Origin of the sequence: Fodinicola acaciae (assembly GCF_010993745.1) — a bacterium.
Lineage (GTDB): Bacteria > Actinomycetota > Actinomycetes > Mycobacteriales > HKI-0501 > Fodinicola > Fodinicola acaciae.
This window is the reverse complement of record NZ_WOTN01000004.1, coordinates 284,152-309,015: the sequence shown is the minus strand read 5'-3', so window position 1 is coordinate 309,015 and position 24,864 is coordinate 284,152. Positions and strand designations below refer to the sequence as shown.

At 69.0% G+C, this 24,864-nt stretch carries 27 protein-coding genes; 14 read left to right on the top strand and 13 right to left on the bottom strand.

The window, feature by feature from the left end; translation table 11 throughout:
- The first annotated feature begins 124 nt into the window (after nucleotides 1-124).
- Nucleotides 125-274 carry a hypothetical protein gene (locus GNX95_RS36765; RefSeq protein WP_163512411.1) on the top strand — a complete coding sequence of 50 codons (150 nt, stop codon included), beginning with the start codon at nucleotides 125-127 and terminating at the stop codon, nucleotides 272-274.
- Nucleotides 267-1,232 carry a divalent cation tolerance protein CutA gene (gene cutA / locus GNX95_RS36760; protein ID WP_163512410.1) on the top strand — a complete coding sequence of 322 codons (966 nt, stop codon included), beginning with the start codon at nucleotides 267-269 and terminating at the stop codon, nucleotides 1,230-1,232. The genes GNX95_RS36765 and cutA overlap by 8 nt, the downstream gene beginning before the upstream one ends.
- Here cutA and GNX95_RS36755 read toward each other — a convergent pair.
- Nucleotides 1,206-2,123 carry a helix-turn-helix transcriptional regulator gene (locus GNX95_RS36755; RefSeq protein WP_222854227.1) on the bottom strand — a complete coding sequence of 306 codons (918 nt, stop codon included), beginning with the start codon at nucleotides 2,121-2,123 and terminating at the stop codon, nucleotides 1,206-1,208. The two genes, cutA and GNX95_RS36755, sit on opposite strands and share 27 nt — an antisense overlap.
- Nucleotides 2,124-2,176: 53 nt before the next feature.
- Here GNX95_RS36755 and GNX95_RS36750 point away from each other — a divergent pair, with 53 nt between their 5' ends.
- Genes GNX95_RS36750 through GNX95_RS36740 form a run of 3 tightly spaced genes read left to right on the top strand, consistent with a single transcriptional unit; the run spans nucleotide 2,177 to nucleotide 4,324 of the window.
- Nucleotides 2,177-2,710, top strand: coding sequence for a mycothiol transferase (locus GNX95_RS36750; protein ID WP_163512409.1), 534 nt, complete (start codon nucleotides 2,177-2,179; stop codon nucleotides 2,708-2,710).
- Nucleotides 2,707-3,327 (top strand): GNAT family N-acetyltransferase, encoded by a 621-nt coding sequence (locus GNX95_RS36745; protein ID WP_222854226.1) that lies wholly within the window; start codon nucleotides 2,707-2,709, stop codon nucleotides 3,325-3,327. The genes GNX95_RS36750 and GNX95_RS36745 overlap by 4 nt, the downstream gene beginning before the upstream one ends.
- A gap of 10 nt (nucleotides 3,328-3,337) precedes the next feature.
- Complete coding sequence (locus GNX95_RS36740) at nucleotides 3,338-4,324, top strand: DUF4240 domain-containing protein (protein WP_163512408.1); 987 nt, start codon at nucleotides 3,338-3,340, stop codon at nucleotides 4,322-4,324.
- Here the strand turns inward: GNX95_RS36740 and GNX95_RS36735 are convergent.
- Both GNX95_RS36735 and GNX95_RS36730 read right to left on the bottom strand, forming a co-directional pair.
- Nucleotides 4,317-5,354 (bottom strand): hemolysin family protein, encoded by a 1,038-nt coding sequence (locus GNX95_RS36735; protein WP_163512407.1) that lies wholly within the window; start codon nucleotides 5,352-5,354, stop codon nucleotides 4,317-4,319. The two genes, GNX95_RS36740 and GNX95_RS36735, sit on opposite strands and share 8 nt — an antisense overlap.
- Entirely contained in the window at nucleotides 5,351-6,643 is a 1,293-nt protein-coding gene (locus GNX95_RS36730; RefSeq protein ID WP_246281946.1) for a hemolysin family protein, read from the bottom strand. The genes GNX95_RS36735 and GNX95_RS36730 overlap by 4 nt, the downstream gene beginning before the upstream one ends.
- On the opposite strand from GNX95_RS36730, the gene GNX95_RS43635 reads away from it, so the two are divergent.
- Nucleotides 6,614-6,766, top strand: a complete 153-nt coding sequence (locus tag GNX95_RS43635) for a hypothetical protein (RefSeq protein WP_246281969.1) — start codon at nucleotides 6,614-6,616, stop codon at nucleotides 6,764-6,766. The two genes, GNX95_RS36730 and GNX95_RS43635, sit on opposite strands and share 30 nt — an antisense overlap.
- Here GNX95_RS43635 and GNX95_RS43630 read toward each other — a convergent pair.
- The gene (locus GNX95_RS43630; protein ID WP_163512131.1) at nucleotides 6,763-7,320 is read right to left on the bottom strand and encodes a hypothetical protein; all 558 of its coding nucleotides are present in this window, start codon (nucleotides 7,318-7,320) and stop codon (nucleotides 6,763-6,765) included. The two genes, GNX95_RS43635 and GNX95_RS43630, sit on opposite strands and share 4 nt — an antisense overlap.
- Nucleotides 7,321-7,403: 83 nt before the next feature.
- The gene (locus GNX95_RS36720; RefSeq protein ID WP_163512406.1) at nucleotides 7,404-9,605 is read right to left on the bottom strand and encodes a (Fe-S)-binding protein; all 2,202 of its coding nucleotides are present in this window, start codon (nucleotides 9,603-9,605) and stop codon (nucleotides 7,404-7,406) included.
- Nucleotides 9,606-9,799: 194 nt separating this feature from the next.
- Here GNX95_RS36720 and GNX95_RS36715 point away from each other — a divergent pair, with 194 nt between their 5' ends.
- Complete coding sequence (locus GNX95_RS36715) at nucleotides 9,800-10,399, top strand: NADPH-dependent FMN reductase (RefSeq protein WP_163512405.1); 600 nt, start codon at nucleotides 9,800-9,802, stop codon at nucleotides 10,397-10,399.
- A gap of 30 nt (nucleotides 10,400-10,429) precedes the next feature.
- Here GNX95_RS36715 and GNX95_RS36710 read toward each other — a convergent pair whose 3' ends face one another.
- Nucleotides 10,430-11,392 carry a helix-turn-helix transcriptional regulator gene (locus GNX95_RS36710; RefSeq protein ID WP_163512404.1) on the bottom strand — a complete coding sequence of 321 codons (963 nt, stop codon included), beginning with the start codon at nucleotides 11,390-11,392 and terminating at the stop codon, nucleotides 10,430-10,432.
- Nucleotides 11,393-11,404: 12 nt separating this feature from the next.
- Nucleotides 11,405-12,733, bottom strand: coding sequence for an APC family permease (locus GNX95_RS36705; protein WP_222854224.1), 1,329 nt, complete (start codon nucleotides 12,731-12,733; stop codon nucleotides 11,405-11,407).
- A gap of 108 nt (nucleotides 12,734-12,841) precedes the next feature.
- Here GNX95_RS36705 and GNX95_RS36700 point away from each other — a divergent pair, with 108 nt between their 5' ends.
- The 6 genes from GNX95_RS36700 (at nucleotide 12,842) to GNX95_RS36675 (ending at nucleotide 18,197) form a co-directional block, all read left to right on the top strand.
- Nucleotides 12,842-13,333 carry a pyridoxamine 5'-phosphate oxidase family protein gene (locus GNX95_RS36700; RefSeq protein ID WP_163512402.1) on the top strand — a complete coding sequence of 164 codons (492 nt, stop codon included), beginning with the start codon at nucleotides 12,842-12,844 and terminating at the stop codon, nucleotides 13,331-13,333.
- Between the two features lies 1 nt (nucleotide 13,334).
- Complete coding sequence (locus GNX95_RS36695) at nucleotides 13,335-13,823, top strand: pyridoxamine 5'-phosphate oxidase family protein (protein WP_163512401.1); 489 nt, start codon at nucleotides 13,335-13,337, stop codon at nucleotides 13,821-13,823.
- Nucleotides 13,824-13,976: 153 nt separating this feature from the next.
- The gene (dnaK, locus tag GNX95_RS36690; protein ID WP_163512400.1) at nucleotides 13,977-15,851 is read left to right on the top strand and encodes a molecular chaperone DnaK; all 1,875 of its coding nucleotides are present in this window, start codon (nucleotides 13,977-13,979) and stop codon (nucleotides 15,849-15,851) included.
- Entirely contained in the window at nucleotides 15,848-16,579 is a 732-nt protein-coding gene (grpE, locus tag GNX95_RS36685; protein ID WP_163512399.1) for a nucleotide exchange factor GrpE, read from the top strand. The genes dnaK and grpE overlap by 4 nt, the downstream gene beginning before the upstream one ends.
- A 27-nt stretch (nucleotides 16,580-16,606) precedes the next feature.
- Nucleotides 16,607-17,785, top strand: coding sequence for a molecular chaperone DnaJ (gene dnaJ, locus GNX95_RS36680; protein ID WP_163512398.1), 1,179 nt, complete (start codon nucleotides 16,607-16,609; stop codon nucleotides 17,783-17,785).
- Complete coding sequence (locus tag GNX95_RS36675) at nucleotides 17,778-18,197, top strand: heat shock protein transcriptional repressor HspR (protein ID WP_163512397.1); 420 nt, start codon at nucleotides 17,778-17,780, stop codon at nucleotides 18,195-18,197. The genes dnaJ and GNX95_RS36675 overlap by 8 nt, the downstream gene beginning before the upstream one ends.
- Before the next feature lie 54 nt (nucleotides 18,198-18,251).
- On the opposite strand, the gene GNX95_RS36670 is transcribed toward GNX95_RS36675, so the two are convergent.
- Nucleotides 18,252-19,199, bottom strand: a complete 948-nt coding sequence (locus GNX95_RS36670; RefSeq protein ID WP_163512396.1) for an NADP-dependent oxidoreductase — start codon at nucleotides 19,197-19,199, stop codon at nucleotides 18,252-18,254.
- A gap of 106 nt (nucleotides 19,200-19,305) precedes the next feature.
- On the opposite strand from GNX95_RS36670, the gene GNX95_RS36665 reads away from it, so the two are divergent.
- Nucleotides 19,306-19,866 carry a TetR/AcrR family transcriptional regulator gene (locus GNX95_RS36665; RefSeq protein ID WP_425483941.1) on the top strand — a complete coding sequence of 187 codons (561 nt, stop codon included), beginning with the start codon at nucleotides 19,306-19,308 and terminating at the stop codon, nucleotides 19,864-19,866.
- Here the strand turns inward: GNX95_RS36665 and GNX95_RS36660 are convergent.
- From GNX95_RS36660 to GNX95_RS36640, 5 genes are all read right to left on the bottom strand, one after another.
- Nucleotides 19,863-21,140: a hypothetical protein gene (locus GNX95_RS36660; protein ID WP_163512394.1), complete on the bottom strand. Its 1,278-nt coding sequence runs from the start codon at nucleotides 21,138-21,140 to the stop codon at nucleotides 19,863-19,865. The two genes, GNX95_RS36665 and GNX95_RS36660, sit on opposite strands and share 4 nt — an antisense overlap.
- Nucleotides 21,137-21,619: a sigma factor-like helix-turn-helix DNA-binding protein gene (locus GNX95_RS36655; RefSeq protein ID WP_163512393.1), complete on the bottom strand. Its 483-nt coding sequence runs from the start codon at nucleotides 21,617-21,619 to the stop codon at nucleotides 21,137-21,139. The genes GNX95_RS36660 and GNX95_RS36655 overlap by 4 nt, the downstream gene beginning before the upstream one ends.
- Before the next feature lie 5 nt (nucleotides 21,620-21,624).
- A complete protein-coding gene (fbaA, locus tag GNX95_RS36650; RefSeq protein WP_163512392.1) occupies nucleotides 21,625-22,650 on the bottom strand; it encodes a class II fructose-bisphosphate aldolase in 1,026 nt (341 codons plus the stop codon).
- Between the two features lie 208 nt (nucleotides 22,651-22,858).
- Nucleotides 22,859-23,029 (bottom strand): 50S ribosomal protein L32, encoded by a 171-nt coding sequence (gene rpmF / locus GNX95_RS36645; RefSeq protein WP_163512391.1) that lies wholly within the window; start codon nucleotides 23,027-23,029, stop codon nucleotides 22,859-22,861.
- Nucleotides 23,030-23,272: 243 nt separating this feature from the next.
- On the bottom strand, nucleotides 23,273-24,691 hold the full coding sequence (locus tag GNX95_RS36640; RefSeq protein ID WP_163512390.1) for an FAD-dependent oxidoreductase: 1,419 nt from the start codon (nucleotides 24,689-24,691) through the stop codon (nucleotides 23,273-23,275).
- Nucleotides 24,692-24,864 lie beyond the last annotated feature (173 nt).

Below are 24,864 nucleotides of genomic sequence, written 5' to 3'. Positions count from 1 at the left end.
GAAAGCGTGTGAGGGTTCACGCCCTCCGTGGGTTCAAATCCCACCACCACCGCCACTGACCAGCCAAAACGCCTGGCCCTCCGCTCGGAGGCCAGGCGTTCGCGCTGTCCGGCGACTGGTGGTCGTGTGGCAGACCTTCCGTAACGGTGAGGAGCGCATCGCGCTTCAAGGAGTCCAGTTCCGCCAGCAGGCTGAGCTAATATGGTTTGGCATGGCGCGCACGGCTGAGGAAGCCGAGATCACCGAGCAGCTGAAAACGGAATACGATGAGTGACGAGCCAGTCTGCCGTGTCACGATCACCGCGCCAGATGCGGACTGGTTGATGGAATTCTCCCGCCAGCTGGTCTCTGACCGCCTGGCGGCCGGCGCACACAACATCGCGCCGATCCGCGCCGTTTACCGCTGGGACAACCAGATCAACGACAAGCCCGAAGCGATGCTCATATGTCACACCAAAATGAGCCTGGTTGACGAGATCGTGCAGCGCGTCAACGACCAGCATCCGTACGCGAGAAGCGGTTGCGGCTCCGCGAACTTGACGTTGTCGGCAGGGTTCGCGGCGTGTCGCGGCACAAAACGTCGAGTTCGCGCACGGCCCATGGCGACGCCGGATCGTCCATGCCCCTGGCGTCATCGCAACGAAGCCAACCGGTGGTTGTGCGATGCTGCGGTGGTGGGGTTGGTGTGGGTGACGGGCAGTTCAGGCGTCGGCAAGTCGACGGTTTGTACGTTGTTGAAGAGCCGTGGCGAGCAGGCGGTCGATGCCGACTGGGATGGCTACAACCACTGGGTCGACCGCAAGACCGGGCAGGTCGTTGTCGATCCGCCCTATCCGGCGCCGGCCGGCTGGCTTGATCGCTTTGGATGGCGGATCAGCCGCGCGAAGATTGAGGCGCTGGCGGAGAGTACGTCTGGCGACCGCGCGTTTCTCTTTGGAACGGTGGAAAACGAGAACGAGGTGTGGGATCTGTTCGACCTCGTCGTCTGCCTGGTGGTCGACAACACGACCCTCCGAGACCGCCTTCTGACGCGTACGACGAATGCCTTCGGCAAGCATCCGGAGGAGTTGGTCGCGGCGCTCCAACGCAATGCCGAGGCCGAGGCAAGCTATCGACGTTTCGGCGCGACGATCATCAGCAGTGCTGGTACGCCGGAGGACGTCGCCGCGGCGATTCTGGCCGCGGCCGGCCACCTGCCGCGAAAATCACGACCCGATCAGCCGCTCCCCTAGTGCGACCACCGCCGCCTTGAGCTCCGCCGATCCAATCACCTGAAAGGACAGGGGCAGCGCGGCGAGTTGCCGTGCGTACCACTCCGGATTGTCGGTGGTGGCCACCAATCGGCTCTGTCGCTCGGAAATCGCCTCGACGCGGCCGAGGCTGCGGGACAGCCAGCGGGTGGCGTCGGCGATCGGCGCGTCGAGGACGACGTCCACAGCGTGCGTCCAGCCTTGGGACAGGTGATCCTCCAAGGTGCGCAACGCGTCGAGTCCGGCCGGCGGCGTGAAGGAATCGGCCAGCGTCTCTACAGAGGAGATCCGGTCGACACGCAACACCCGCCGCGCCTGCTTTTTGTGCGACCAGCAAAGTAAATACCAGCGGCTGTGCCGCAACACCACGGCCCACGGATCGACGTCCATCGTCCCCGTCCAGTAGGCCAGACGCAGTCGCCGAGCCGTGTCGCAGGCCTCGACGAGCCGCGCCACTGTCGCGGCATCCGGTCGTACGTCGCCGCCGACCGGCGGTGTGATCTCGCGGAAAGCGCGCACCGGCTCAGCGATCCGCGTTGGCAGTACGCGGATGATCTTGGCCAGCGCACGGCCGACCACGTCGGACGGGTCGGCGGCGTCGCGGTGGCCTTCCAGGACGGCCATCACCATCCCCATCGCCTCGGCGGCGGTGAACATCAGCGGTGGCAGGCGCAGGCTGCGGCCGACGCGATAGCCGCCGAGCGGACCCGTCAACGACTCGATCGGCAGGTCGGCCTCACGCAGGATCGCGACGTAACGGCGCGCGGCGCGTTCGGTGACGCCGAGGCGGTCGCCGAGCCGCTGCGCCGTGATGCCAGGGCTGTCCTGGATCGCCTCCAGCGCCAGCAGCGCACGCGCGGTTGGACTGGTCATGTCCGCCATCATCGCGGAAGCAGATCGTCCGGGATAACGGTTACCGTACGGCCATGATCCTGAAAGAGCCGCCAGCGGCCGGAAACGAAGTCGACACGTTGCTCGGTGGGTTGGAGCGCCAACGCCGCTACGTCGCCTGGAAGTGCGCAAACCTCGACGCGACCGGCCTGCGCAAGACCCTCAGGCCGTCCACGATGACCCTCGGTGGGCTGCTCAACCACCTCGCGCTGGTGGAAGACGACATGTTCACGTGGAAGCTGCATGGCCGCGCGATGCCGGCGCCGTGGGACGCCGTCGACTGGGCCACCGACTCGGATTACGAGTGGCGTACGGCCGACGCCGACTCACCGGAGCAGCTGATGGCTCGGTGGCAGGCGTCGGTGGAGCGGTCCCGTGTCGCGGTGGCCGACGCGCTCGCCGACGGCGGCCTGGACCGACTCGCCGCGTACACCTGGCCGGACGGCCGCAAACCCAGCCTGCGGCGCATGCTGATGGACATGATCGAGGAGTACGCGCGGCACGTCGGCCACATCGACCTGCTGCGAGAGTCGGTCGACGGACTGGTCGGAGAGGACCCGGCGGATTGACCGCGATCACCCGCGAGCAGCTGACGATCGTCCCGGCCAACCAGGCGTCGTGGCAGGACGTCCAGGCCGTCTTCGGCACCACCGACTATCCGGGCCGGTGTTATTGCCAGCGGTTCAAGACGGCTGGCTGGCACTGGGACCTCAGCGACGACGAGCGGCGCGACCGGCTGCGCGAGCAGACACATTGCGACGACCCCGACTCTCCCGAGACCTCCGGGCTGATCGCCTATCTCGAGGACGAGCCGGTCGGCTGGGTCGCGGTCGATCCGCGTACGGCCTATCCGCGCCTGCGTGGCCTGCGTACGGTCTGGAGCGGCCGCCAGGAGGACAAGGCCGACGACAGCGTCTGGGCCGTCACGTGTTTCACGGTCCGCAAGGGATATCGCAAACGCGGCATCACGTACGCGCTGGCAGCCGCGACCGTTGACTACGCGCGCGAGCGTGGAGCGCTCGCGTTGGAGGCGTACGCGATGATCACCGAGCCTGGCAAGGAGATCACCTGGGGTGAGCTGCACGTCGGCAGCGTCCAGGTCTTCGAGGAGGCCGGCTTCACCGCGGTCAGCCGTCCGAGCAAACGCCGGGTCGTCATGCGCCTCGACCTCGGAGGCAGCGGATAGGCTCGCGCCGATGACCGAGGACGAGTTCTGGCAGCTGGTCGGCGAGCTCGGTGGCCGGGTCGCCGAGCCGGCGTTCGACCGGCTCACCGCGCGGTTGGCCGCCGGACCGGTGACCGAGATCGTCGCCTTTGGCGAGCGGCTGGACCAGGTGTTGCGCCGGCTCGACCTGCCGGAGCTGTGGAGCCAGCAGGTCTGGGACTCCGAGGACGACCGGTCCGAGCCCGCGCCGCCGCTGAACGCCGATGGTTTTCTCGACGCGCGCGCGGCGGTCGTCTGCGCCGGTCGTGCCACGTATGAGCAGGTGCTGGCCGATCCGGCCCGGTTCGGCGGTGTGTGGGACTTCGCCGCCGAGATGCTGTTGTACGTGCCGGTGGAGGCGTACGAGTCGGCGACCGGCGAGCGGTGGCCGCATCCGTTGCCCGGCTCGGACAACCGCGTCGAGGACTATCCGGCGGAGGTGAGTCCGGTCAGCCCGGTGCCGACCATCAGCGAGGACCCGGACGCCGGCGCCATCCGGCTCGACGTCAGCGCCGAGGCATATCGGCTGGTCGACGTGGTCGGCACCTACGACGTGCAGCCGATGGAAGGCTTCCTGGCCGAGCCGTCGCCGCGGATCGAGCTGCCGCCGGAGGCGCAGCTGGTCGAGTGGCCGCCGATGATCAGCGAGCGCGTTTTCGGTGTGGCCGCGACGAGAGTCAGCTACGCCGTGCGGCGTAACGGCGGCCTGGTCGGGCTCAGCATGAACCGGCTCTGGGTCATGCTCGTGCTGGCCGAGCGCTGGGATCTCACGTTGCTGCTGCGGCCGTTCTCCGGAGCCGTCCACGTGGAGGCCACTGCCGTGCACAGCTGGTCGTACGAGCAGGCCGAGCGCGCGATCGTCGCGCTCGCGGCGCACGTCGTGATCGAGGTGGCCCGCGATTACGAGGCGGGGTTGGCGAAGGCACCGGATCTGGTGCGGCTGCGCGAAGGCGGCCGCGGCTTGGTGCCGTTCAGATAGCGGCACTGGCGGGGAGGTCGCCGCCGACGACCGCGGCCAGCACGTCGTCGAGGGTGAGGATGCCGAGCGGCTTCCCGCCGTCGGAGACCAGCACCAGGTGCGACCGCGTACGCCGCATGATCAGCAGCACCTCGGCCAGCGGCGTGGCCGGCGCGACCACGGCCAGAGGCCGTACGGCGTCGCTCGCCAGCGGTGCGCGGCGTGCCTCGCCGGAGATGCCGAGCACCTCCTTGACATGTGCGAAGCCGAGCACCGCGCGGCTGTGCCGGTCGATGACCGGAAAACGCGACAGCTTGGTGGCCACCGACAGGGTCTCCAACGACGCCGGACTCACGTCGGAGGTGACCGTGCGGACCTGCGACCACGGCGACATGAAGTCGGCGGCCGTACGCGAGGTCAGCGTCAGAGCACCGGTGATCCGCTTGTGGTCGTCGGCGTCCAGCAAGCCTTCGGTGCGCGACTCGGCGACCAGGCTGGCCAGCTCCTCGGCCGTGTAGACGGTCTTCACCTCGTCCGGCGTCTCGATCCGGATCAGCCGCAGCAGGCTCTCCGAGACCCAGCGCAGGGCGAGCAGGATCGGCCTGGTGGCCACGCAGAAGGCGAGCATCGGCGGACCGACCCAGAGCACCAGCCGGTCCGGTCCGGCCAGCGCCAGGTTTTTCGGCACCATCTCGCCGATCACGGTGTGGCCATAGGTCACCAGACCCAGCGCGATGACGAATGCCACCGGATGTACCAGGCCCTCTGGCAGGTGCAACGCCTTGAACGGATCTTCCAGCAGGCCGGCGAAAAGCGGCTCGGCGATGGCACCGAGGCCCAGCGAGCAGATCTGGATGCCCAGCTGCGCACCGGCGATCATCAGCGGTACGTCGCTCATCGCGCGCAACGCTGCCGCCGCGCGCCGCGAGCCGGCCCTGGCCAGCGGCTCGACCTGCGTACGCCGTGCGGAGATGATCGCGAACTCCGACCCGACGAAGAACCCGTTCCCCAGCAGCAGGAGCACGGTCGCGGCGAACTGCAGTGCGGTCATCCGCCGGTCACGTCCTCTTCCGGCACCTCCGGCTGGACGATCCGCACCTGCTCGACCCGGTGCTTCTCCACCGACGTGACGGTGAACTCCCAGTCTCGCTCGGTCACCGTCTCGCCTTCGGCCGGGATGTGGCCGAGCCGCGCCATCAGAAAGCCGGCCAGGGTCTCGAACGGTCCGTCCGGCAGCCGGAAGCCGGCCTGCTCGGCCAGCTCGTCCTCCCGCAGCAGGCCGCTGACCAGCACGGATCTGTCGGCGTGCGGTGAGGTGACGGTCTCAGAGCTGGTGGTCGCCGGCGCGACCGCCGACTCCGGTTCGGCGGCGTCGTCCGGCTCGTCGAACTCGTCGGCGATCTCGCCGACCAGCTCCTCGGCCAGGTCCTCGACGGTGACGATGCCGTCGGTGCCGCCGTACTCGTCGACGACGATCGCCATCTGCGTGTCGCTGTCCTGCAGGCGGCTGAGCGTGGTGTCCAGCTCCAGGCTCTCCGGCACCAGCAGCGGCTCGTGCGCGATCCGGCGTACGCCGGTGGTGTCGCGGCGGTTGGCCGGCACCTGCAGTGCGCTGGTGACCGAGGCGATGCCGACGACGGTGTCCAAAGTGCCGTCGTACACCGGAAACCGCGTGTGGCCCGACTCGCGAGCGAGGTCGAGCAGGTCGCGTACGGTCGCGTCGGCCGGCAGCCCGACCACGTCGACCCGCGGTGTCATCGCCTCGGCGGCGCGCTTGTCGCCGAAACGGATCGTCCGCTGCAGCAGCGTCGCCGTCTCACCTGGCAACGCGCCGGCGCGGGCCGAGATCGCCGCCAGCAGGCCGAGCTCCTCCGGCGAACGCGCCGACGCGAGCTCCTCCTGCGGCTCGATGCCGAGCGCGCGTACGAGGCCGTTGGCGGTGCCGTTGAGCACGACGATGAGCGGCCGGAAGACCATCGAGAAGATCCGCTGGACCGGCGCGGAAAACCGGGCCAGCGGCATCGGCACCGCCAAGGCCGCGTTTTTTGGTACGAGCTCGCCGAAAAGCACCGTGAAGACGGTCGCGATGACCAGTGCGATGGCGGTGGCCACGCCGTCGGCGAACTGCTGGCTCATCCCGAGCGCCATCAGGCCGGGGTCGAGCAGGTGCGCGATGGCCGGCTTGGCCAGATAACCGGTGAGCAGCGCGGCCAGGGTGATCCCGAGCTGAGCGCCGGAGAGCTGGAAGGACAGCGACTGGAGTGCGCGAGCCACGCCTTTGGCGCGGCCGTCACCGGCCTCGGCCTGCTCGTGTACGAGCGCACGGTCGACGGTGACCAGGGAATACTCGGCGATGACGAAAAAGGCATTGGCCCCGGTCAGCAGGACGAACGCCAGCAGCGCCAGGACGTCGATAGTCGGCCCCCCAATATTTTCCTGGCCATTGATCGTACGTCGGTCTAGCCGGGAGTTCCGCGCGAGGTCAGCTCGGCGGTGGCCACCGCCCGTGGTGCGCCGCCGTCGAGGCGGAAGATGCGTGCCTGCTGCGTGCCTCGGCCCTGGTGGACCTGGAACGTACCGGAGGCGCGACAGCCGTCCATGGTGAACTGGCCGCCCTCGACCGAGGCGTCGGTCTCGTTGCCTTTGTCGGTGGCCAGGATGTGGAGCTGGCTGTCCAGCCTGGTGACACCGACGGTGAGGACGTACCGGCCCTTCGGCCCGGTCGCGGTCCAGGAGACCGGATAGCCGGTCGGCTGGTCGGCCGAGCGCAGCGTCAGGCTGGTGTGGTCGCAGTTGCCGGACGGCAGCCGGCCATTGGGGTTGGCGATGACGAAGCCGGCGCCGAGCGCGACGAAGGCGACGAAGGCGATCAGCAGCCACCGGGTCGGCAGCTTGGGCAGCCGGCCGAACGGGATGCCGACGTGTGGCTCCAGGTCACGCAGGGACGGCTCCTCGAGCCGCCGCCGGGCCTCCGACCGGTCGTACGCGCCCTCGTACGGGTCGCCTCTCCTCGCCACGCTGCCAACCTAGCGCCCGGGAATGCCGCAGGGTCGCCCTGCGTGCACCTGGCGCACGTAGGGCGACCCTGCGGCAAAAGGGGTCAGGGCTGCGTGGTCGTGGGGTCCTCGGCCGTTGTGGTGCCGGTCGGCGCGGCGCCGGCCGCGGCCGTGGTCGGCTTGACCGTACGCAGCAGCACCTGCGACACGTCCAGGACCTCGACGTCGTCCTTGGACTCGCTCTCGTTGACACCGTCGGAGAGCATCGTCAGGCAGAACGGGCAGCCGATCGCGATCACGTCCGGCTTCAGCTCCAGCGCCTCCTGCGTGCGGTTCTGGTTGACCCGCTGGCCGATCTTCTCCTCCATCCACATCCGCGCGCCGCCGGCGCCGCAGCAGAAAGAGCGCTCGCCGAAGCGGGGCATCTCCTTGTACGTCGTACCGGGCAGGCCCTGCAGGACCTCGCGCGGCGGCGTGAAGACGCGGTTGTGCCGGCCGAGATAGCACGGGTCGTGATAGGTCAGCGTCGACTCCAGTGGCGTCACCGGCGTGAGCTTGCCGTCCGCGACCAGCTGGGACAGCAGCTGCGTGTGGTGGACGACCTGATAGCGGCCGCCGACCTGCTCGTACTCGTTGGCCAGCGTGTTGAAGCAGTGCGCGCAGGTGGCGACGATCTTGCGCTTTTCCACCGGCCGCTCGCCAAACGCCTCGTTGAGCGTCTCCACGTTTTGCTGCGCCAGCATCTGGAAGATGAACTCGTTGCCCATCCGGCGCGCCGGGTCACCCGTGCACGTCTCGCCGTTGCCGAGGATGGCGAACTCGACGCCGGCGGTGTGCAGCAGCTCGGCGACCGCCTTGGTCGTACGTTTGGCGCGGTCGTCCAGCGCGCCGGCGCAGCCCACCCAGAACAGATACTCGACCTCGTCCGGGATCTCGCCTTCGACCCGGCGTACGTCGAAGTCCAGGCCCTTGGTCCAGTCCTCCCGCTCGTTGGGGTTCTGACCCCACGGGTTGCCTTTGCTTTCCAGGTTTTTCAGCATCACGCCGGCCTCGGACGGGAAGGCCGACTCGATCAGCACCTGATAGCGGCGCATGTCGACGATGTGGTCGATGTGCTCGATGTCGACCGGACACTGCTCGACACAGGCGCCGCAGGTCGTACAGGCCCACAGCACGTCGGGGTCGATGACGCCACCGTCCTCGACCTTGCCGACCAGCGGGCGCTCGACCTCTTTCCGCACGCCTTCTGGCAACGCCGCGAGCTTCTCGTCGGACAGTTTCTCCTCGCCCGCGGCGCTGACTCCGCCGCCGGCCAGCAGATACGGCGCCTTGGCGAACAGGTGGTCGCGCTGGTCGGTGATCAGCAGCTTCGGTGACAGCGGCTTGCCGGTGTTCCAGGCCGGGCACTGGCTCTGGCAGCGGCCGCACTCCGTGCACGTGGCGAAGTCGAGCATCCCCTTCCAGGTGGTGTGCTCGATCGCGCCGCGGCCGAACAGGTCGTCGTCGCCCGGGTCCTCGAAGTCGATCGGCTTGCCGTTGGAATACATAGGCAGCAGGGCGCCGAGCGCGCGGGGCCGCCGCGAGAACAGGATGTTTGGCGGGGCCAGTGCGATGTGCATGTGCTTGGAATAGACGACGAAAACGCCGAAGGCGAGCACCACGCCGAGCTGCAGGAGCGTGCCGACCGTCTCCAGCACCTCGTTGGCCGGCACGCCGAGCGGATGCAGCAGGGCGCCGACCGCGTACGAGGCGAAAGCCCCGCTCTTGTAAGGAAAAACGCCGGTGTTGACCTGTGCGCCGCGCATCAGCAGCAGCGTCCACACCACGTTGAAGATCATGAAGAGCACGAACCAGGCGGCCCCGGTGTGGGACTTGTAGAACCGCGAGGCGCGGCCGAGGGTCTTGGGCTGCTGCTGGAACCGGATGACGGTGAACGCGATCAGCGCGAGGATGATCGCGACCGCGAACAGGTCCTCCAGGAAGCCGACGACCGGCCAGGTGCCGATCAACGGGATCGCGAAGTCCTTCTTGAACAGCGCGCCGTACGCCTCGATGATCGTCAGGAACAGGACGATGAAGCCCCAGAAGGTGATGAAGTGCGCGACGCCGGGGATCGTCCACTTGAGCAGCTTCTTCTGGCCGAACACCTCGGTGACCTGCGCGGCCAGCCGCTTCGGCCAGTCGTCGGTGCGGTCGACCGCCGGCTGGCCGCTGCGTACCAGCCGGAACAGCCACCACAGCCGGTGGCCGGCGATGGCCCCAGCGACCACGGTCATGAGCAGGCCGATCACGAGCCGGACAACCATCGCGTTCCCCTCCACCGGTGTCTCGCCTGGCCGACAGCGTACGACCGCGCCGGATTTCCGGCATTACCCAGCCGACCCTACGCTACTGGCCGGTAACTTATCTTGTCGTGGAGCGGTGAAGAATGCCACTCGCCGCCGGTCATCGGCCGCTTTCGGCAGCCGCTGCTCGTGCGTGGCGGAGGTAGGTTGGAGTGGTGACCGTGAGGGTGCTGGGGATAGGTGGATCGACGCGTCCCAACTCGACCTCCGAACGAGCCCTGCGGGTCGCCATCGCCGCCGCCGAAGCCGGCGGCCTAACCGCCGAGCTGATCGTCGGCCGCTCCCTGATGCTGCCGATCTATGACACCGAGGCCACCGTACGCACCGCCGAGGCCGCGGCCTTCCTCTCCGCCGTACGCCGCGCGGACGCGCTGATCGTCGCCTCGCCTGGCTATCACGGCACGATGTCCGGCCTGATGAAGAACGCGCTCGACTACGTCGAGGACACGCGGCACGACCCGCGGCCGTACCTCGACGGCATCCCGGTCGGCTGCATCGCGGTCGCGCACGGCTGGCAAGCGACCGTCTCGACGCTGACCAGCATCCGTACGGTCGTACACGCCCTGCGCGGCTGGCCGAGCCCGCTCGGCGCCACCGTCAACGCCGCCGCGGGGGTCTTCGCGCCTGACGGCGAGCTGGTCGACGACACCGTACGGTTTCAGCTGGAGACGGTCGGCCAGCAGGTGGCCGAGTTCGCCCTGGCACGCCGCCTCGCCGCCGACACCCTCTCCGAATCCTCCGACCGCGCCAGCTGACCGGATGGCCTCTGAGAGACTGAGCCGCGCTCAGAGATAGAGCGCGGCGGCGGCGGCCGTACGCGCGGCGATCTCGGCACGCAGCTCCGGCGGGTCCAACACCTCGGCGTGCTCGCCGAGCATCAGGACGGCGGTGGCGAGCACGTACGGCGCCTCGCTCGGAATCGTCATCTCGATCCAGCCCTCCGCGTCCGCCGGCTGAGCCGACGCGAGCGCCTCCTCGACGGCCGCCGGCTCGATGGCGAGCTTCAGCAGCCGCAGCGCCGACGCGCGGATCCGGCAGCGCGCGCGAAAACGCAGCATCGATCGCGCGAATTCCTCGCTGGAAGCGGCCCAGAACTCGGCCAGGTCGAAGTTTTCCGGCCGCTCGAAGGGATCCGCCAGCTCAGCCGCCACGATCCGGCCGACCCGGTACGACCGCACCGCGTCGCCGGACCGGGCGACCAGATACCAGGTGCCGGCCTTCAGCACCAAGCCAAGCGGGTCGAGCGTACGCGCCACCACGCGGTCGGATCGCTGATACGACACCTCGACAGACCGATCGCTCCACAACGCGTCGGCGACCACAGCCAACGCCGGCGTCTCCTCCGGCCGCCGGAACCAGCCGGGCGCGTCCAGGTGAAACCGCTCCGACACGCGCCGGGCGCGACCGCGCAGCTCCGGTGGCAGCGCCGCCAGCATCTTCAGCTGAGCCGCCGCCAACACCGTGCCGAGCCCGAGGTCAGCCGCCGGACCCGGCAGTCCGGACAACAGGACCGCGTCGGCTTCCTCGGTGGTCAATCCCGTCAGCCGCGTACGGTAGCCGTCCACCAGCCGAGCGCCGCCGTTGCGGCCAGGCTCGGAATACACCGGCACACCGGCAGCCGACAGTGCCTCCAGGTCGCGGTAGACGGTGCGTACGGACACCTCCAGCTCAGCGGCGATCTCCGGTGCGGTCAGCTGGCCACGCGTCTGCAACAGCAGCAGCAACTGGACCAACCGACTCGCGCGCACGCCTCAACCATGTCACGCCTTGACAGGGTTACGTCGTACGACCACGAAGACGATGCCAACGACCAGCCAGCCAGCGGCGACAGTCAGCGCCAGCGGGTTCGCGGACACCAGCACGGCGAGGATCACCAGCGCGCCGACGACCGGTACGACCAGGTGCGGCCACCACGAGCGGCTGCGCCGCTTCACCAGGAAATAGCCGATCACCGATGCGTGCAGCATCCCGAAGGCGACCAGTGCGCCGACCGTGACCAGCGACGACAGCAGGTCGAGGCCATTGGGCAGCAGAGCCGCGCCGACCGCGATGCCGAGCGTGCTGACCGCCGACACCAGGATCGCCGCGACCGGCGTACGGGTCCGCGCGTTGACCCGGCCGAGCGCGGCCGGCAGGTGTCCCTGCCGCGACATGCCATACATCAGCCGGCTGGCGGCCGCCTGCGCGACCATCGCCGCGAAGACCGGTCCGACCGCCTTGATGACGGTCACCGTCGTGCCGAACCAGCCGGCGATCGAGGTCTGCAACATCGTGTAGAAGGCGGTGCCCTGGTCGGCCGGCTTCGCGGCCAGTTGCTCGGGCGTGACCGGCATCAGCAGCGCGCCGAGATAGGTCTGCACGACGAAGAGCCCGCCGGCCACCGCCAAGCAGATCAGCAGCGCCTTGCTGACCTGCTTCGGATCGCCGTTGTTGTCCTCGGCGAAGGACGCGATGCCGTCGAAGCCGAGGAAGGACAGCACGGCGACCGACGCGGCCGTCAGCACCGGCGCCAGCGCGAAGACGCCGACCGAGGTGAACGGTGACAGCCACGGACGATGTGGCGCGCCGCCGACCAGCACCGCGATCGCCAGCACGACGAAGACCGCGACCATGACGATCTCGATGATCAGTACGGCGATGCCGACCCGCGCGGCGACCTTGGCGCCGGCGATGTTCAGGCCGGTGATCAGCACCAACGCCACGCCGGTGATCAGCCAGGTCGGGATCGCCGGCACCAGGGCGTTGGTCGCGATGCCGGTGAACAGCGCGGCCAGGCTCGGGATGAACAGGTAGTCCAGGCCGGCCATCCAGCCGGCGAAGAAGCCCGGGATCCGCCCGAGGCCGGCCTGCGCGTACGCCGACACCGAGCCAGCCTTGGGCACCTGGCTGGCCATCTGCGCGTACGAGATCGCGGTGAACGCGACCGCGATGGTCGCCACCAGGTAGACCGTCGCCACCGCGCCGTTGGCGCGCGCGTCGAGCAGTCCGTACACGCTGAACGGTGCCGCCGGACCGATGAACAACAGGCCGTTGGCGATCAGCTCGCGCAGTCCGAGCGTCCGCGGCAGGCTCACATCCGTGCTGGTCACGCACTCCTCCAAAGATCGTCGGTGGCGAGCGTACGCGCGGATTGCGTCCGGTGTGTTGCCGAGAAACCATGACAGCGGCTGGCAAGGTTTGTCGATAGCGTCGCGCGTATGACCACCTGGAAAGAGTTCACCGAAGCTGCGCCGAAGATCGCCGAGATCTTCGTACGGCGACATCGGGCGACCGGCAACCTGTGCCTGCTGGGCACCTTGCGCAGGGACGGCTTCCCGCGGATCAGTCCGCTGGAGCCGCGGATGTTCGAGGACCACCTGGTGCTCGCCGGCATGCCGGGCACGACCAAGTTCGTCGACCTGGCGCGCGACCCGCGGTTCTGCCTGCACACCGCGACCGTCGACACGGAGGTCAAGGACGGCGACGCCAAGCTGTTCGGCACCGTACGCGATCTGCGGGACAAGGAGTTGCATCAGAGGTTCGCGCGGAAGCTGTACGACGATGTCGGCTTCGACCTGCGAGGACGTGACTTCGACCCGTTCTACGTCGCCGATCTGACCGGCGCGTCGGCGGTCGAGGTCGGTGACGGGCACATGGACGTGACGGTGTGGAAGCCAGGCGAGACCGAACGCATAGTGAGGAAGCACTGAGATGACCAACTGGACCGAGTTCGCCGCCGCCGCACCGCACATCGCCGGCGTCTTCACGCGCCGGCTCAAGGCGACCGGGCGCCTCAGCCTGATCGCCACGCTGCGGTCGGACGGCTTTCCGCGGATCAGCCCGATGGAGCCGATCGTGCTCGGCGACCAACTGTGGCTCGGCGGCATGGCCGACACGACCAAGTCCAAGGACCTCCGCCGCGACCCGCGCTTCTGCCTGCACACGGGCACGGTCGACACGAAGGTGAGCGATGGTGACGCAAAACTCTTCGGGGTGGCGACGGAGGTCACCGATCCGGACGTACGCGAGACGTACATCACCGGCTTCCGTGCGGAGAGTGGCTATGACCTGACCGAAGTGCCGTTCGACCTGTTCAGCGCAGACATCACCGGCGGATCGTCGGTCGAGGTCGCCGGCGACCGGCTGGACATCCACATCTGGAGGCCGGGAGAGGCAGAGCGCGTGGTCCACAAGGACTAGTGCGCGTACCAGCGGGAATGTCCTCCGGTAGGCTGACGTTGGACCGATTGGGAAAGTTGCTACGACCCAGCTCAAGTCTGGTTTGACGACCAGGTCGGGACGTGTGCAACATTGAGTCAGTCCAGCTCAACTCGTCAGCCTACGGAGGAAGTAATGGCACGTGCGGTCGGAATCGACCTTGGTACGACGAACTCGGTCGTCTCTGTGCTGGAAGGTGGTGAGCCGACCGTCATCGCCAACGCCGAGGGCTCGCGGACGACGCCGTCGATCGTGGCCTTCGCCAAGAACGGCGAGGTGCTGGTCGGCGAGGTCGCGAAGCGTCAGGCGGTCACCAACGTCGATCGCACCGTCCGGTCGGTCAAGCGGCACATGGGGACCGACTGGAAGATCGACATCGACGGCAAGAACTACACCGCGCAGGAGATCTCCGCGCGGGTGCTGCAGAAGCTGAAGCGCGACGCCGAGTCCTATCTCGGTGAGCCGGTGACCGACGCGGTCATCACGGTGCCGGCCTACTTCGAGGACGCGCAGCGCCAGGCCACCAAGGAGGCCGGCGAGATCGCCGGCCTGAACGTGCTGCGGATCGTCAACGAGCCGACCGCGGCGGCGCTCGCGTACGGCCTGGACAAGGGTGAGAAGGAGCAGACCATCCTGGTCTTCGACCTCGGTGGCGGCACGTTCGACGTGTCGCTGCTGGAGATCGGCGACGGCGTCATCGAGGTGAAGGCCACCAACGGCGACAACCACCTCGGCGGCGACGACTGGGACCAGCGGATCGTCGACCACCTGGTCAAGACCTTCAACAGCCAGAACGGCATCGACCTGTCCAAGGACAAGATGGCGATGCAGCGGCTGCGCGAGGCGGCCGAGAAGGCCAAGATCGAGCTGTCCGGCTCGCAGTCGACCAACATCAACCTGCCATACATCACGGCCGGCGCCGACGGTCCGCTGCACCTGGACGTGACGATCAGCCGGTCGGAGTTCCAGCGGATGACCGAGGACCTGCTGCGCCGCTGCCAGGCGCCGTTCCAGCAGGCGATCAAGGACGCCGGCATCTCCACCAGCGCGATCGACCACGTGGTGCTGGTCGGCGGTTCGACCCGGATGCCGGCGGTGACCGAGCTGGTGAAGGAGCTGACCGGCGGCAAGGAGCCGAACAAGGGTGTCAACCCCGACGAGGTCGTCGCGGTCGGCGCGGCCCTGCAGGCCGGTGTGCTGCGCGGTGAGGTCAAGGACGTCCTGCTGCTGGACGTGACGCCGCTGTCCCTCGGCATCGAGACCAAGGGTGGCGTGATGACCAAGCTGATCGAGCGCAACACCACGATCCCGACCAAGAAGTCGGAGGTCTTCACCACCGCCGACGACAACCAGCCGAGCGTGCAGATCCAGGTCTACCAGGGCGAGCGCGAGATGGCGGCGTACAACAAGAAGCTCGGCATGTTCGAGCTGACCGGCCTGCCGCCGGCGCCGCGTGGCGTGCCGCAGATCGAGGTGTCCTTCGACATCGACGCCAACGGCATCGTGCACGTCAACGCCAAGGACCTGGGTACGGGTCGCGAGCAGTCGATGACCATCACCGGTGGCTCCGCGCTGCCGAAGGAGGACATCGAGCGGATGATGCGCGACGCCGAGGCGCACGCTGAGGAGGACAAGAAGCGCCGCGAGGAGGCGGAGACCCGCAACCTGGCCGAGTCCCTGCAATACCAGACCGAGAAGTTCCTCGCCGAGAACGGCGACAAGATCCCGGACGAGAAGAAGACCGAGATCAACGACGCGCTCGGCGACCTGCGCTCGGCGCTCGGCGGCTCCGACCTGGAGGCGATCAAGTCCGCGCAGGAGAAGCTGGCCAAGGCCAGCCAGGAGGCCGGCGCGGCGATGTACGCCAACACGCAGGCCAGCGCCGCCGGCGGCGACGCCGATGACGCCGGCGCGCAGCAGGCGAGCACCGGTCAGGCCGGCGGCAGCGCGCAGTCCGCTGACGACGTGGTGGACGCCGAGATCGTCGACGAGGACGACAAGAAGTCATGACGTCACCGGAAGGCCGTGAGCCGGAGGCGGAGGAGCCGCGGGTCGTCGTACGGGACCGCCGGCGCATCGACCCGGAAACGGGTCAGCCGCGCCGGCCGTCACCCGGTCCGACCGCTGCCACGTCCAAGCAGCCCGCTGGCGGTCCGCCAGCGGGCGAGCAGCCGGCCGACGAGCCGTCGGCCGGCCAGGAGACCGCGGCGGACGAGCCGGCCAGGGCCGATGTTGAGGTTGAGGGAGTGCGCAAGCAGCTCGAGGAGCGTACGGCGGACCTGCAGCGGGTCACCGCCGAATACGCCAACTATCGCCGCCGGGTCGAGCGGGACCGCGCGGTGGCCGGCGAGCAGGCCACCGCCGCGGTGCTGACCGCGTTGCTGCCGGTCATCGACGACATCGACCGGGCTCGCGAGCACGGCGACCTGACCGGCGCGTTCGCCGCGGTCGCCGAGAAGCTGCAGGCCACGCTGGCCAAGGCCGGGTTGGTGGCGTTCGGTGAGAAGGGCGACCCCTTCGACCCCAACCGGCACGAGGCGGTCATGCACTCGGAGTCGGCCGACGTGACCGAGCCGACCTGCGTACGCGTGTTCCGGCCCGGCTATCTGCTCGGCGAGCGGCTGGTCCGGGCCGCGATGGTGGAGGTGGCTGACCCGGCCGCGCCGGCTGCCGCGCCGGCCGACCCGGTCGCCGGTCCCGACCCGGATGCCGCTGTCCCGGCCGCCGACGAAGAGTAAGACGAACATGGAGAGGAGGGACGCTCGGTGAGTGCGAGGGACTGGCTGGAAAAGGACTTCTACAAGGCGCTGGGCGTCTCCAAGAAGGCCAGTCAGGACGAGATCAAGAAGGCCTATCGCGCACTCGCGCGCGACCTGCATCCGGACAAGAACCCCGGAAACGTGGAGGCCGAGCGCCGGTTCAAGGAGGTCTCCGAGGCCTACGGCGTGCTGTCGGATCCGGTCAAGCGCAAGGAATACGACGAGGCACGGTCGCTGTTCGGCGCCGGCGCTTTTCGCCGGCAGGCCGGCGACACCGGCGGTTTCGGCGGCGGCATGCCGTTCGACCTGTCCGACCTGCTGCGCGGTGCCGGCGGTGGTGCCGGTCCGACGGCCGGTCCGGCCGGCGGCGGACTCGGCGACCTGTTCGGCTCGGTCTTCGGCGGCGGCGGCCGCGCGTCCGGTCCCAACCGAGGCGGTGACATCGAGGCCGAGGCCACGCTCAACTTCGACGAAGCCGCGCACGGCGTCACGCTGCCGCTCACGCTGAACTCGCCGGGAGTCTGCGACACCTGCCACGGCTCCGGCGCGAAACCCGGCACCACGCCGCGCACCTGTCCGGTCTGCCACGGCAGCGGGTTGGTGAGCCGTGACCAGGGTGCGTTCAGCTTTTCCGAGCCGTGCCGCGAATGTCAGGGTGCCGGCACAGTGGTGGACGAGAAGTGTCCAACCTGCCGAGGGACCGGCGGCGTCACCAAGACCCGCACGCTCAACGTACGGATCCCGCCGGGTGTCACCGACGGCCAGCGGATCCGGATCCGCGGCAAGGGAATGCCGGGCCGGCGCGGCGGTCCGCCCGGCGACCTGTTCGTCATCGCGCACGTACGCAAGCACGAGCTGTTCGGCCGCACCGGCGACGACCTGACCCTGAAGGTGCCGGTCACGTTTCCGGAGGCGGCGATGGGGACGTCGATCCGCGTGCCGACCCTCGACGGCGCCGTCACCGTCAAGGTGCCGGCCGGCACGCCGAGCGGGCGTACGCTTCGCGTGCGCGGCCGCGGCGTGTCCAAGCCGAAAGGCGGCGTCGGCGATCTGCTGATCACCATCGACGTGGTGATCCCGAAAAACCTGTCTGAGGAAGCCAAACAGGCCCTCAAGGCGTACGCGGAGCTCACCGACGAGGACCCGCGGACCAACCTGGAGCGTGAGGTGAACCGCCATGGCTGACGATGTCATCGGCGTGCCGGAAGACGCCAAGGTCTTCGTCATCTCGGTGGCCGCGCAACTGGCCGGCATGCATCCGCAGACGCTGAGACAGTATGACCGGCTCGGGCTCGTGCAGCCGGGCCGGACGGCCGGCGGCGGTCGCCGCTACAGCACCCGTGACGTGGCGCTGTTGCGGTCGATTTCCCGGCTGTCGCAGGAAGACGGCGTCAACCTGGCCGGCATCAAGCGGATCATCGACCTGGAAAACCAGGTGGCCGCGCTGCAGGAACGCGTGCACGAGCTGGTCGTCGAGCTGGAGGCCGCGCACCGCGAGGTCGCCGAGGTGCAGGCCGCCGTACACGCGTCATACCGGCGCGATCTGGTGCCGCTCAACCAAAACGCCCTGGTCGTCTGGAAGCCCAAACGACGGTAGGAGCGCATGGCCCCCATGCTTGCGTTCAACGCAAGCATGGGGGCCATGCGGCCTCTAGAGGTCGATGACGACCTTGCCGTGCACGTGCCGTCCGGCCTGAAGCTCGACCGCCGCACGGATCCGCTCGACCGGAAAGCTTGCCGCGATCGGCACCCGGAGCCGTCCCGCCGCGACCAGCCCAGCGATCTCTTCGATGGCGCTCGGCGCTGCGTTGGCACCGTTAGCCGGGATGATGCCGTCGAGCTGGCCGGCGATGGTGGTGATGCGCTCGTCCGGCACGCCAAGCTCGCGCGCCGCGTACGCCGTGTCCGTCCCGTGCAGGTCCATGGCCGCGGTGACGCCGGCGGGAGCCAGCGTGCGGACCCGGTCGACCAGACCGTCCCCATAGGCGACCGGCTCGGCCCCCAGGGCTCGCAGGGCATCGGCCGAGGTCGCCGACCCCGTGCCGATCACTCGCGCGCCAGTGCGGCGCGCGAGCTGGACGGCGAACACGCCGACTCCGCCTCCCGCGCCGCCGATGAGTACGGTGTCGCCCGCGCCCGGGTTGACCACGGCGAGAGCCGCGGCTGCCGTACGGCTGGCAATCGTCAGGGTGGCAGCGGTGCGGTCGTCGAGGCCGTCAGGAGTGCGGTGCGCCTCGCCGCCGTCCACGATGGTCCCCGCCACATCCACCACGACGTAGTCCGCGACCGCGCGCGACAGGGCGCCACCAAAGACCCGGTCACCGACCACGAAGTCGCTGACACCGTCGCCGACCTGATCCACGACCCCGGCATAGTCGGTGCCGAAGCCGCACGGCAGGCTCAAGCCGAATCGCGCGGCGGTCTCCGCGTCAGAGGTCATGAACCAGTCCATCGGGTTCAGGCCGGCCGCGGTGACCCGCACGCGGATCTGCCCCAAGCCGGCGCGTGGCACGGGCACTTCGCGGATGCTCAGTGCCTCCGGTCCGCCGAATGACTCAAACTGGACGGCCCGGCCGGTGGCGATGCTCGATTCGTTCATGCGCGGCTGCCTCCTGGAGCGGTCCGTGAAGCGTAAACGGACTACGCTTCGTTTTGCCTGACCTCAACCTAGCACAAGTGGAGCGTGATCCGCTTTGGCTCCTGCCGTGACCCGGAGGCCCCGCGCCGACGCGACCCGCAACCGCGAACACCTGCTGGTCGCCGCGACCCGCTTGTTCGCTTCGGCCGAGACCGAGCCGTCGATGCGCGCGATCGCCAACGAGGCCGGGGTCGGCATCGCCACTCTTTACCGGCACTTCCCCACCCGCGAGTCGCTGGTCGACGCGGTCTACCGGGGCCAGGTCTCGCGGCTCACCGCAAGTGCCGGCGAGCTGCTCACTCACCTCGACCCGCCGGCAGCGCTGCGGCGCTGGATGGACCTGTTCGGAGACTGGATCGCGACCAAGAACGGCATGCTCGACACGTTGCTCGCGATGATCGAATCCGGCGAGATCGCACATGCTCACACCCGGACCGAGCTGCTCGCGGCCATCGACCACATCCTCGAGGCGGGCCGTACGAGCGGAGAACTCCGAGCCGACGTTTCCGCCGAAGACATCGCCGCCGCTCTCATCGGCATCTTCACCGTGGCCGGCTCACCGGAGCGTGCGGCGATGGCGGCTCGCCTGCTCAACCTCCTGATGGACGGACTGCAGACAGACCACTAGGACGTGACGGTCGCGGTGGCGACCACCTGGCCGGTGGCCGTACGAGCCTGAAGCTGGCGGCTGCCGCCGGGGTCGGCGGCGGTGACGGACGCGTTGCCGAGCCGCGTGTTTCCCAGCCACAGCGTGGAAGCAGGAGCTGCCGCCGAAGCCATGACCGCGTTTTGGCAGGCCGCCGCGACGATCGTGACGGTGGTGACCGGCGTCGTCCGTACGCAGGTCAGGTTTTCGTTGATGGCAAAGCCGGTGACCAGCCAACGGCGATCGCCGGAGGTTGCCAGCAACGCCTCGCCGGCGACTTCGCCGCGGCCGATGGTGACCGGAGTGAAGCGACCCAGCTCGGCGACGGTCAACGTGCCGACACCGAGCTGCCGGCGCGCTTTCTCGGCCAGCGCCAGCATCCGGCCGGACGGAATGCCGTCGCCGGTCCAGCCGGCCGGTGGAGGCGCGACCGTCACCGGTGTCGGAGTGCCAATCAGAGAGCCAAAAGCGGCCGACCCGGAGGCGACCGGCTGCTGCCTACCGTTGCGTTGTACGGAAACGTCGTAGTCGAACGAGTCGTTGGTCGGCAGCGCGCCGCCGCGCGGAGGGATGACGCCGGACAGGCCGTCGGCAGCGACCGGCAGCGTGAAGCCGCCGTCCTGGCCGGCGCCACGGTCCTCGCGGATGGTGATTTTGGTGCCACTGCTGGCAAATCGCGGATCCAGCAGCATGCGCTGGCCGATCAGACCTTCGGGGAACAGCAGCGCGAGTGGCGCCACCTTCGGCACCAGGCCGCTCCACTCGACGTACGCGCCGCCGGCGGCATAGCGCGCGAGCGCGGCGTTTGCCTCGCCGTCCTTGTCGAATCCCTGCAGCACGACCAAAACGCCGTCGGACGACGACGCGGCATAGAGCAGGTGCACGTCTCGTACGGCCGGGTCGGCCTCGGTCCGGCGCGACCACGCGCGCTGCGCGGTGGTGATCGCGGCCGTGTCACTGATCCGGTCGCCGCGCGCACGCCACGGAATCAGGCCACTGCCGGCGGCCGGCGTCGCCAGCGACACCTCCGGTTGCCGTGACAGCGCGGTGACCGCGGCCGGGACGCCGACGGCGAGCGCGGCGACGGCGAGCACACTTGCCAGTGTCACCGCGAAAAACCGGCGCTGTCGCCGGTCGTGCCGGTGGATCGCCGGATGCGGGTCGACCGGCACCACCGGCGTACGCGCCGCGAAGGTCTTACGCAGCAACGATTCGGTGGCGGACTGCTGCTCCACCTCGTTCATGCCGTCGTTCATGCCGTTTCCAGCCGGTGGAGTGCCTCGGTGGCCAGCCTGGTGATCCGCTTCGGCGGCAGGCCGACGATCTCGCTGATCCCCGGCAGTGGCAGGTTTTCGTCATACTGCAACACCAAGATGGCGCGTTGCAGCCGTGGCAGGCCGGCGAGCCGCTGCCACATCGCGGCCGTCTCGTCGTCCGGCGCGGTGACCTCGGCGCGCGGCGGCGCGTACTTCTTTCGCCTGCTGCCGAGCAAAACCCGCCACCAGGAGGCCAGCGCGAGGGTCAGCAGCCGCTTGCGTACGTGCACCTCCGCGCCGGCATAGCGGACGAAATGCCAGTGGCGGCGCGCGTTGGCGAGCACCGAGTCGAGCAGCTCCTCGGCCTCGGCGAGGTCGCCGGTCAGCAGATAGCCGAAACGGAGCAGCACGGCATAGCGGTTTTCCAGGAAGACCCGGAACTCGTCCGCGTAGAGCTGCTCCGTCTCCGGTTTGCGCACCTTCACTACTTCTTCAACGAGGTCCCCGCGGAGTTGAGGTTCTGGCAGGCCTCGACGACCCGGGCCGCCATGCCGGCCTCGGCCGACTTACCCCACGCGCGCGGGTCGTACTGCTTCTTGTTGCCGACCTCGCCGTCGATCTTGAGCACGCCGTCGTAGTTGCGGAACATGTGCTCGACGACCGGCCTGGTGAAGGCGTACTGCGTGTCGGTGTCGACGTTCATCTTCACCACGCCGTAGCTGACCGCGGCCGAGATCTCCTCCGGCAGCGATCCGGAGCCGCCGTGGAAGACCAGGTCGAACGGCTTGTCCTTGCCGACCTTCTGGCCGACCGCCTGCTGGATCTCGTTGAGGATCTCCGGCCGCAGCTTGACGTTGCCCGGCTTGTAGACGCCGTGCACGTTGCCGAAGGTGAGCGCGGTCAGATAGCGGCCGTGCTCGCCGGTGCCCAGCGCCTCGACGGTCTTGAGGCCGTCGTCGGCCGTGGTGTAGAGCTTTTCGTTGATCTCGTTGGCGACGCCGTCCTCCTCGCCGCCGACCACGCCGACCTCGATCTCCAGGATGATCTTGGCCGCGGCGGCCTGCGCCAGCAGCTCCTTGGCGATCTCCAGGTTCTCCTCGAGCGGCACCGCGGAGCCGTCCCACATGTGCGACTGGAACAGCGGCTCCTGGCCGTTCTTGACGCGCTCGGCGGAGATCGCCAGCAGCGGCCGTACGAACCCGTCGAGCTTGTCCTTCGGACAGTGGTCCGTGTGCAGCGCGATGTTGACCCCATACTGCTTGGCCACCACGTGCGCGTACTCTGCGAGCGCGGTCGCTCCGGTCACCATGTCCTTGACGGTCGGGCCGGAGAGGTATTCGGCGCCGCCGGTCGACACCTGCACGATGCCGTCGCTCTCGGCCTCGGCGAAGCCGCGGATGGCGGCGTTGAGCGTCTGCGACGAGGTGACGTTGATCGCCGGATACGCGAAGGAGCCGTCCTTCGCGCGGTCGAACATCTCCGCGTAGACCTCGGGCGTGGCGACAGGCATTGCAACCGCTCCTCTGTATCGAACCAGATACGATCCGCGTACGACCCGGCCAGCCGGGCCAACCAGCGCCAACCCTACCGGCCACCGTCCCGCCACACCTCGTCGCGTACGCCACGTCTCAGAGACTGTTGGGGAACCGAGGCACGCGATAGCCGAGCCCAAACGCCGCCTGCCGGCACCGGACGGAACCCCACCATAGCGCTGTCTCTCAGACCGCGGTGCGGCCTTGGTAGGTGCCGCAGTGCGGGCAGGCGTGGTGCGGTCGCCTGGCGTTGCCGCACTCGGCGCACGTCGTCACGGCCGGCGCGGTGGCCTTCCAGTGTGCGCGCCGGCTTTTCGTTCTGGATCGGGATTTTCTCCGGAAACCGGAAGATGCCATGTCGTCGCTCCCATAGTCCGAGGTGAATGAGGGACTACGGAGCGAGGTGGATCGGGGACGGCCGGAGTCAGGACCGGATGCACGGCGGAGTCCTTGCGTAGGCAGGAGATCGACAGACGTCTGAGCCGTACGGGGATGGAACAGGCCACCGACGGCTCGGTGGCTAGCTTCTGGACGCCTCTGGACTCGCCATGCCGGCACCGTACAACCGCGGCCAGCCAGCTCCCAACCGATTTTCCCGAGCTAGCCGAGCTTGGCCAGCAGCTTGCGGGCGGCGATCTGGATCGGGTCCCAGGTCGGCGACAGCGGCGGGCAGTAACCCAGGTCGGCGTCGACCAGGTCGGCGGCGGCCAGCTTGTGCCAGACAGCCAGCGAGACCGCGTCGATCCGCTTGGCGACGCCGCGGCCGCCGATGAGCTGGCCGCCGAGGATGACGCCGCTCGCGGGGTCGGCGACCAGGCGGCAGGTCACCGACGGCGGCGACGGCATGTAGCCGGAGATCGCGGTGCCGTGGATGGTGGCCTCCACGTACGGCCGGCCCTCGGCGCTGAGCTCGCGGCAGCTCAGGCCGGTGCGGCCGACCTCCACCTCGATGTCGCCGCTCCAGAAGCCGGTGATGGCCGTGCCGACCGCGCCGGCGAAGGACGCCGCGCCGCCGCCGATGGTGATGCCGGCGACCCGTGACTGCTTGTTGGCGTGCGTGCCGAGCGGGATGAACGCGTGCCGCCCGAGTACGCGGTGCCAGACCTCGGTGCAGTCGCCGGCCGCGTAGACCCGCTCGAGGACCTGACCGGCACGGCGTACGCGCTGCTGCTCGTCGGTCACCAGACCACCGGACACGCCGAGCTCCAGGCCGGCCGTCGCGGCGATGGACGTGCGTGGACGCACGCCGAGGCCGAGCACGACCAGGTCGGCGGCCAGCTCGGTGCCGTCCTCGGTGCCGTCCTCAAGAAGCACGGCGGCGACCCGGCCGTCGCGGTGCTTGACGCCGGTCGCCGCGTTTCCGGTGCGTACGGTCACGCCGGCCTTCTCCATCGCGACGCGCAGCTCGGCGGCGATGTCCGGATCCAACGCCGTCATGATCTCGGCGGAGCGCTGGACGACCGTCACGTCCATGCCGCGGCGCAGCAGCGCGTCGGCGATCTCGACGCCGATGTAGCCGCCGCCGCAGATCACCGCGCGGCCTCCGGGCACCACCTCGAGGTCGTCGCGCAGGTCGGCGCCCTGCGGCAGCGTCTGCGCGAAGTGGATGCCGTCGACCTCGTCCTCGATCTGCCGGGTGAACCACGGCGGCCGGACCGGCTCGGCGCCGGTCGCGATCATCAGATGGTCGTACGGCAGCGCCAGCTCGGCACCGGTGCCGTCGTCGCTCACGCCGACCAGGCCGGCGGACAGGTCGATGCTGGTGACGCGGTGGCGCAGCCGTACGTCCACGGCGAACTTGTCGCGGAACGTCTGCGGATCGCGCGCGACCAGCGAGCCGGGGCCGGCGGCGACCTGGTCGCCGACCCAGTACGGAATGCCGCACGCGGAGTATGAGGTGTAGTCGCCGCGCTCCAGCGCGACGATCTCCAGCTCCTCCGGTCCGCGCATCCGGCGCGCCTGCGAGGCCGCCGCCATGCCTCCGGCGTCGCCGCCGATGACCACCAGACGCTCTTTCATACCAACGATCATCCGGCAAAAGATCGCCGTTGCGCAGGGCTCCGGACAGGCGATGACAGCAGCCACCCTAGAATTCGGCAGGTAGGAGGGTGTCTGGACACTGTGGCAACCGATAGCCGAGCCCAAACACCGGCAGAGCGGCGTTTGGATCTCGACTCTCGGCCACCACAGTG

What these genes read in the sequence shown, in the direction of transcription:
- cutA (WP_163512410.1), top strand. Translation starts at nt 267, where the DNA reads ATGAGTGACGAGCCAGTCTGCCGTGTCACGATCACCGCGCCAGATGCG.
- GNX95_RS36755 (WP_222854227.1), bottom strand. Translation starts at nt 2,123, where the DNA reads ATGACCAGTCCAACCGCGCGTGCGCTGCTGGCGCTGGAGGCGATCCAG.
- GNX95_RS36750 (WP_163512409.1), top strand. Translation starts at nt 2,177, where the DNA reads ATGATCCTGAAAGAGCCGCCAGCGGCCGGAAACGAAGTCGACACGTTG.
- GNX95_RS36740 (WP_163512408.1), top strand. Translation starts at nt 3,338, where the DNA reads ATGACCGAGGACGAGTTCTGGCAGCTGGTCGGCGAGCTCGGTGGCCGG.
- GNX95_RS36735 (WP_163512407.1), bottom strand. Translation starts at nt 5,354, where the DNA reads ATGACCGCACTGCAGTTCGCCGCGACCGTGCTCCTGCTGCTGGGGAAC.
- GNX95_RS36720 (WP_163512406.1), bottom strand. Translation starts at nt 9,605, where the DNA reads ATGGTTGTCCGGCTCGTGATCGGCCTGCTCATGACCGTGGTCGCTGGG.
- GNX95_RS36700 (WP_163512402.1), top strand. Translation starts at nt 12,842, where the DNA reads ATGACCACCTGGAAAGAGTTCACCGAAGCTGCGCCGAAGATCGCCGAG.
- GNX95_RS36695 (WP_163512401.1), top strand. Translation starts at nt 13,335, where the DNA reads ATGACCAACTGGACCGAGTTCGCCGCCGCCGCACCGCACATCGCCGGC.
- dnaK (WP_163512400.1), top strand. Translation starts at nt 13,977, where the DNA reads ATGGCACGTGCGGTCGGAATCGACCTTGGTACGACGAACTCGGTCGTC.
- grpE (WP_163512399.1), top strand. Translation starts at nt 15,848, where the DNA reads ATGACGTCACCGGAAGGCCGTGAGCCGGAGGCGGAGGAGCCGCGGGTC.
- GNX95_RS36675 (WP_163512397.1), top strand. Translation starts at nt 17,778, where the DNA reads ATGGCTGACGATGTCATCGGCGTGCCGGAAGACGCCAAGGTCTTCGTC.
- GNX95_RS36670 (WP_163512396.1), bottom strand. Translation starts at nt 19,199, where the DNA reads ATGAACGAATCGAGCATCGCCACCGGCCGGGCCGTCCAGTTTGAGTCA.
- GNX95_RS36660 (WP_163512394.1), bottom strand. Translation starts at nt 21,140, where the DNA reads ATGAACGACGGCATGAACGAGGTGGAGCAGCAGTCCGCCACCGAATCG.
- fbaA (WP_163512392.1), bottom strand. Translation starts at nt 22,650, where the DNA reads ATGCCTGTCGCCACGCCCGAGGTCTACGCGGAGATGTTCGACCGCGCG.
- rpmF (WP_163512391.1), bottom strand. Translation starts at nt 23,029, where the DNA reads ATGGCATCTTCCGGTTTCCGGAGAAAATCCCGATCCAGAACGAAAAGC.
- GNX95_RS36640 (WP_163512390.1), bottom strand. Translation starts at nt 24,691, where the DNA reads ATGAAAGAGCGTCTGGTGGTCATCGGCGGCGACGCCGGAGGCATGGCG.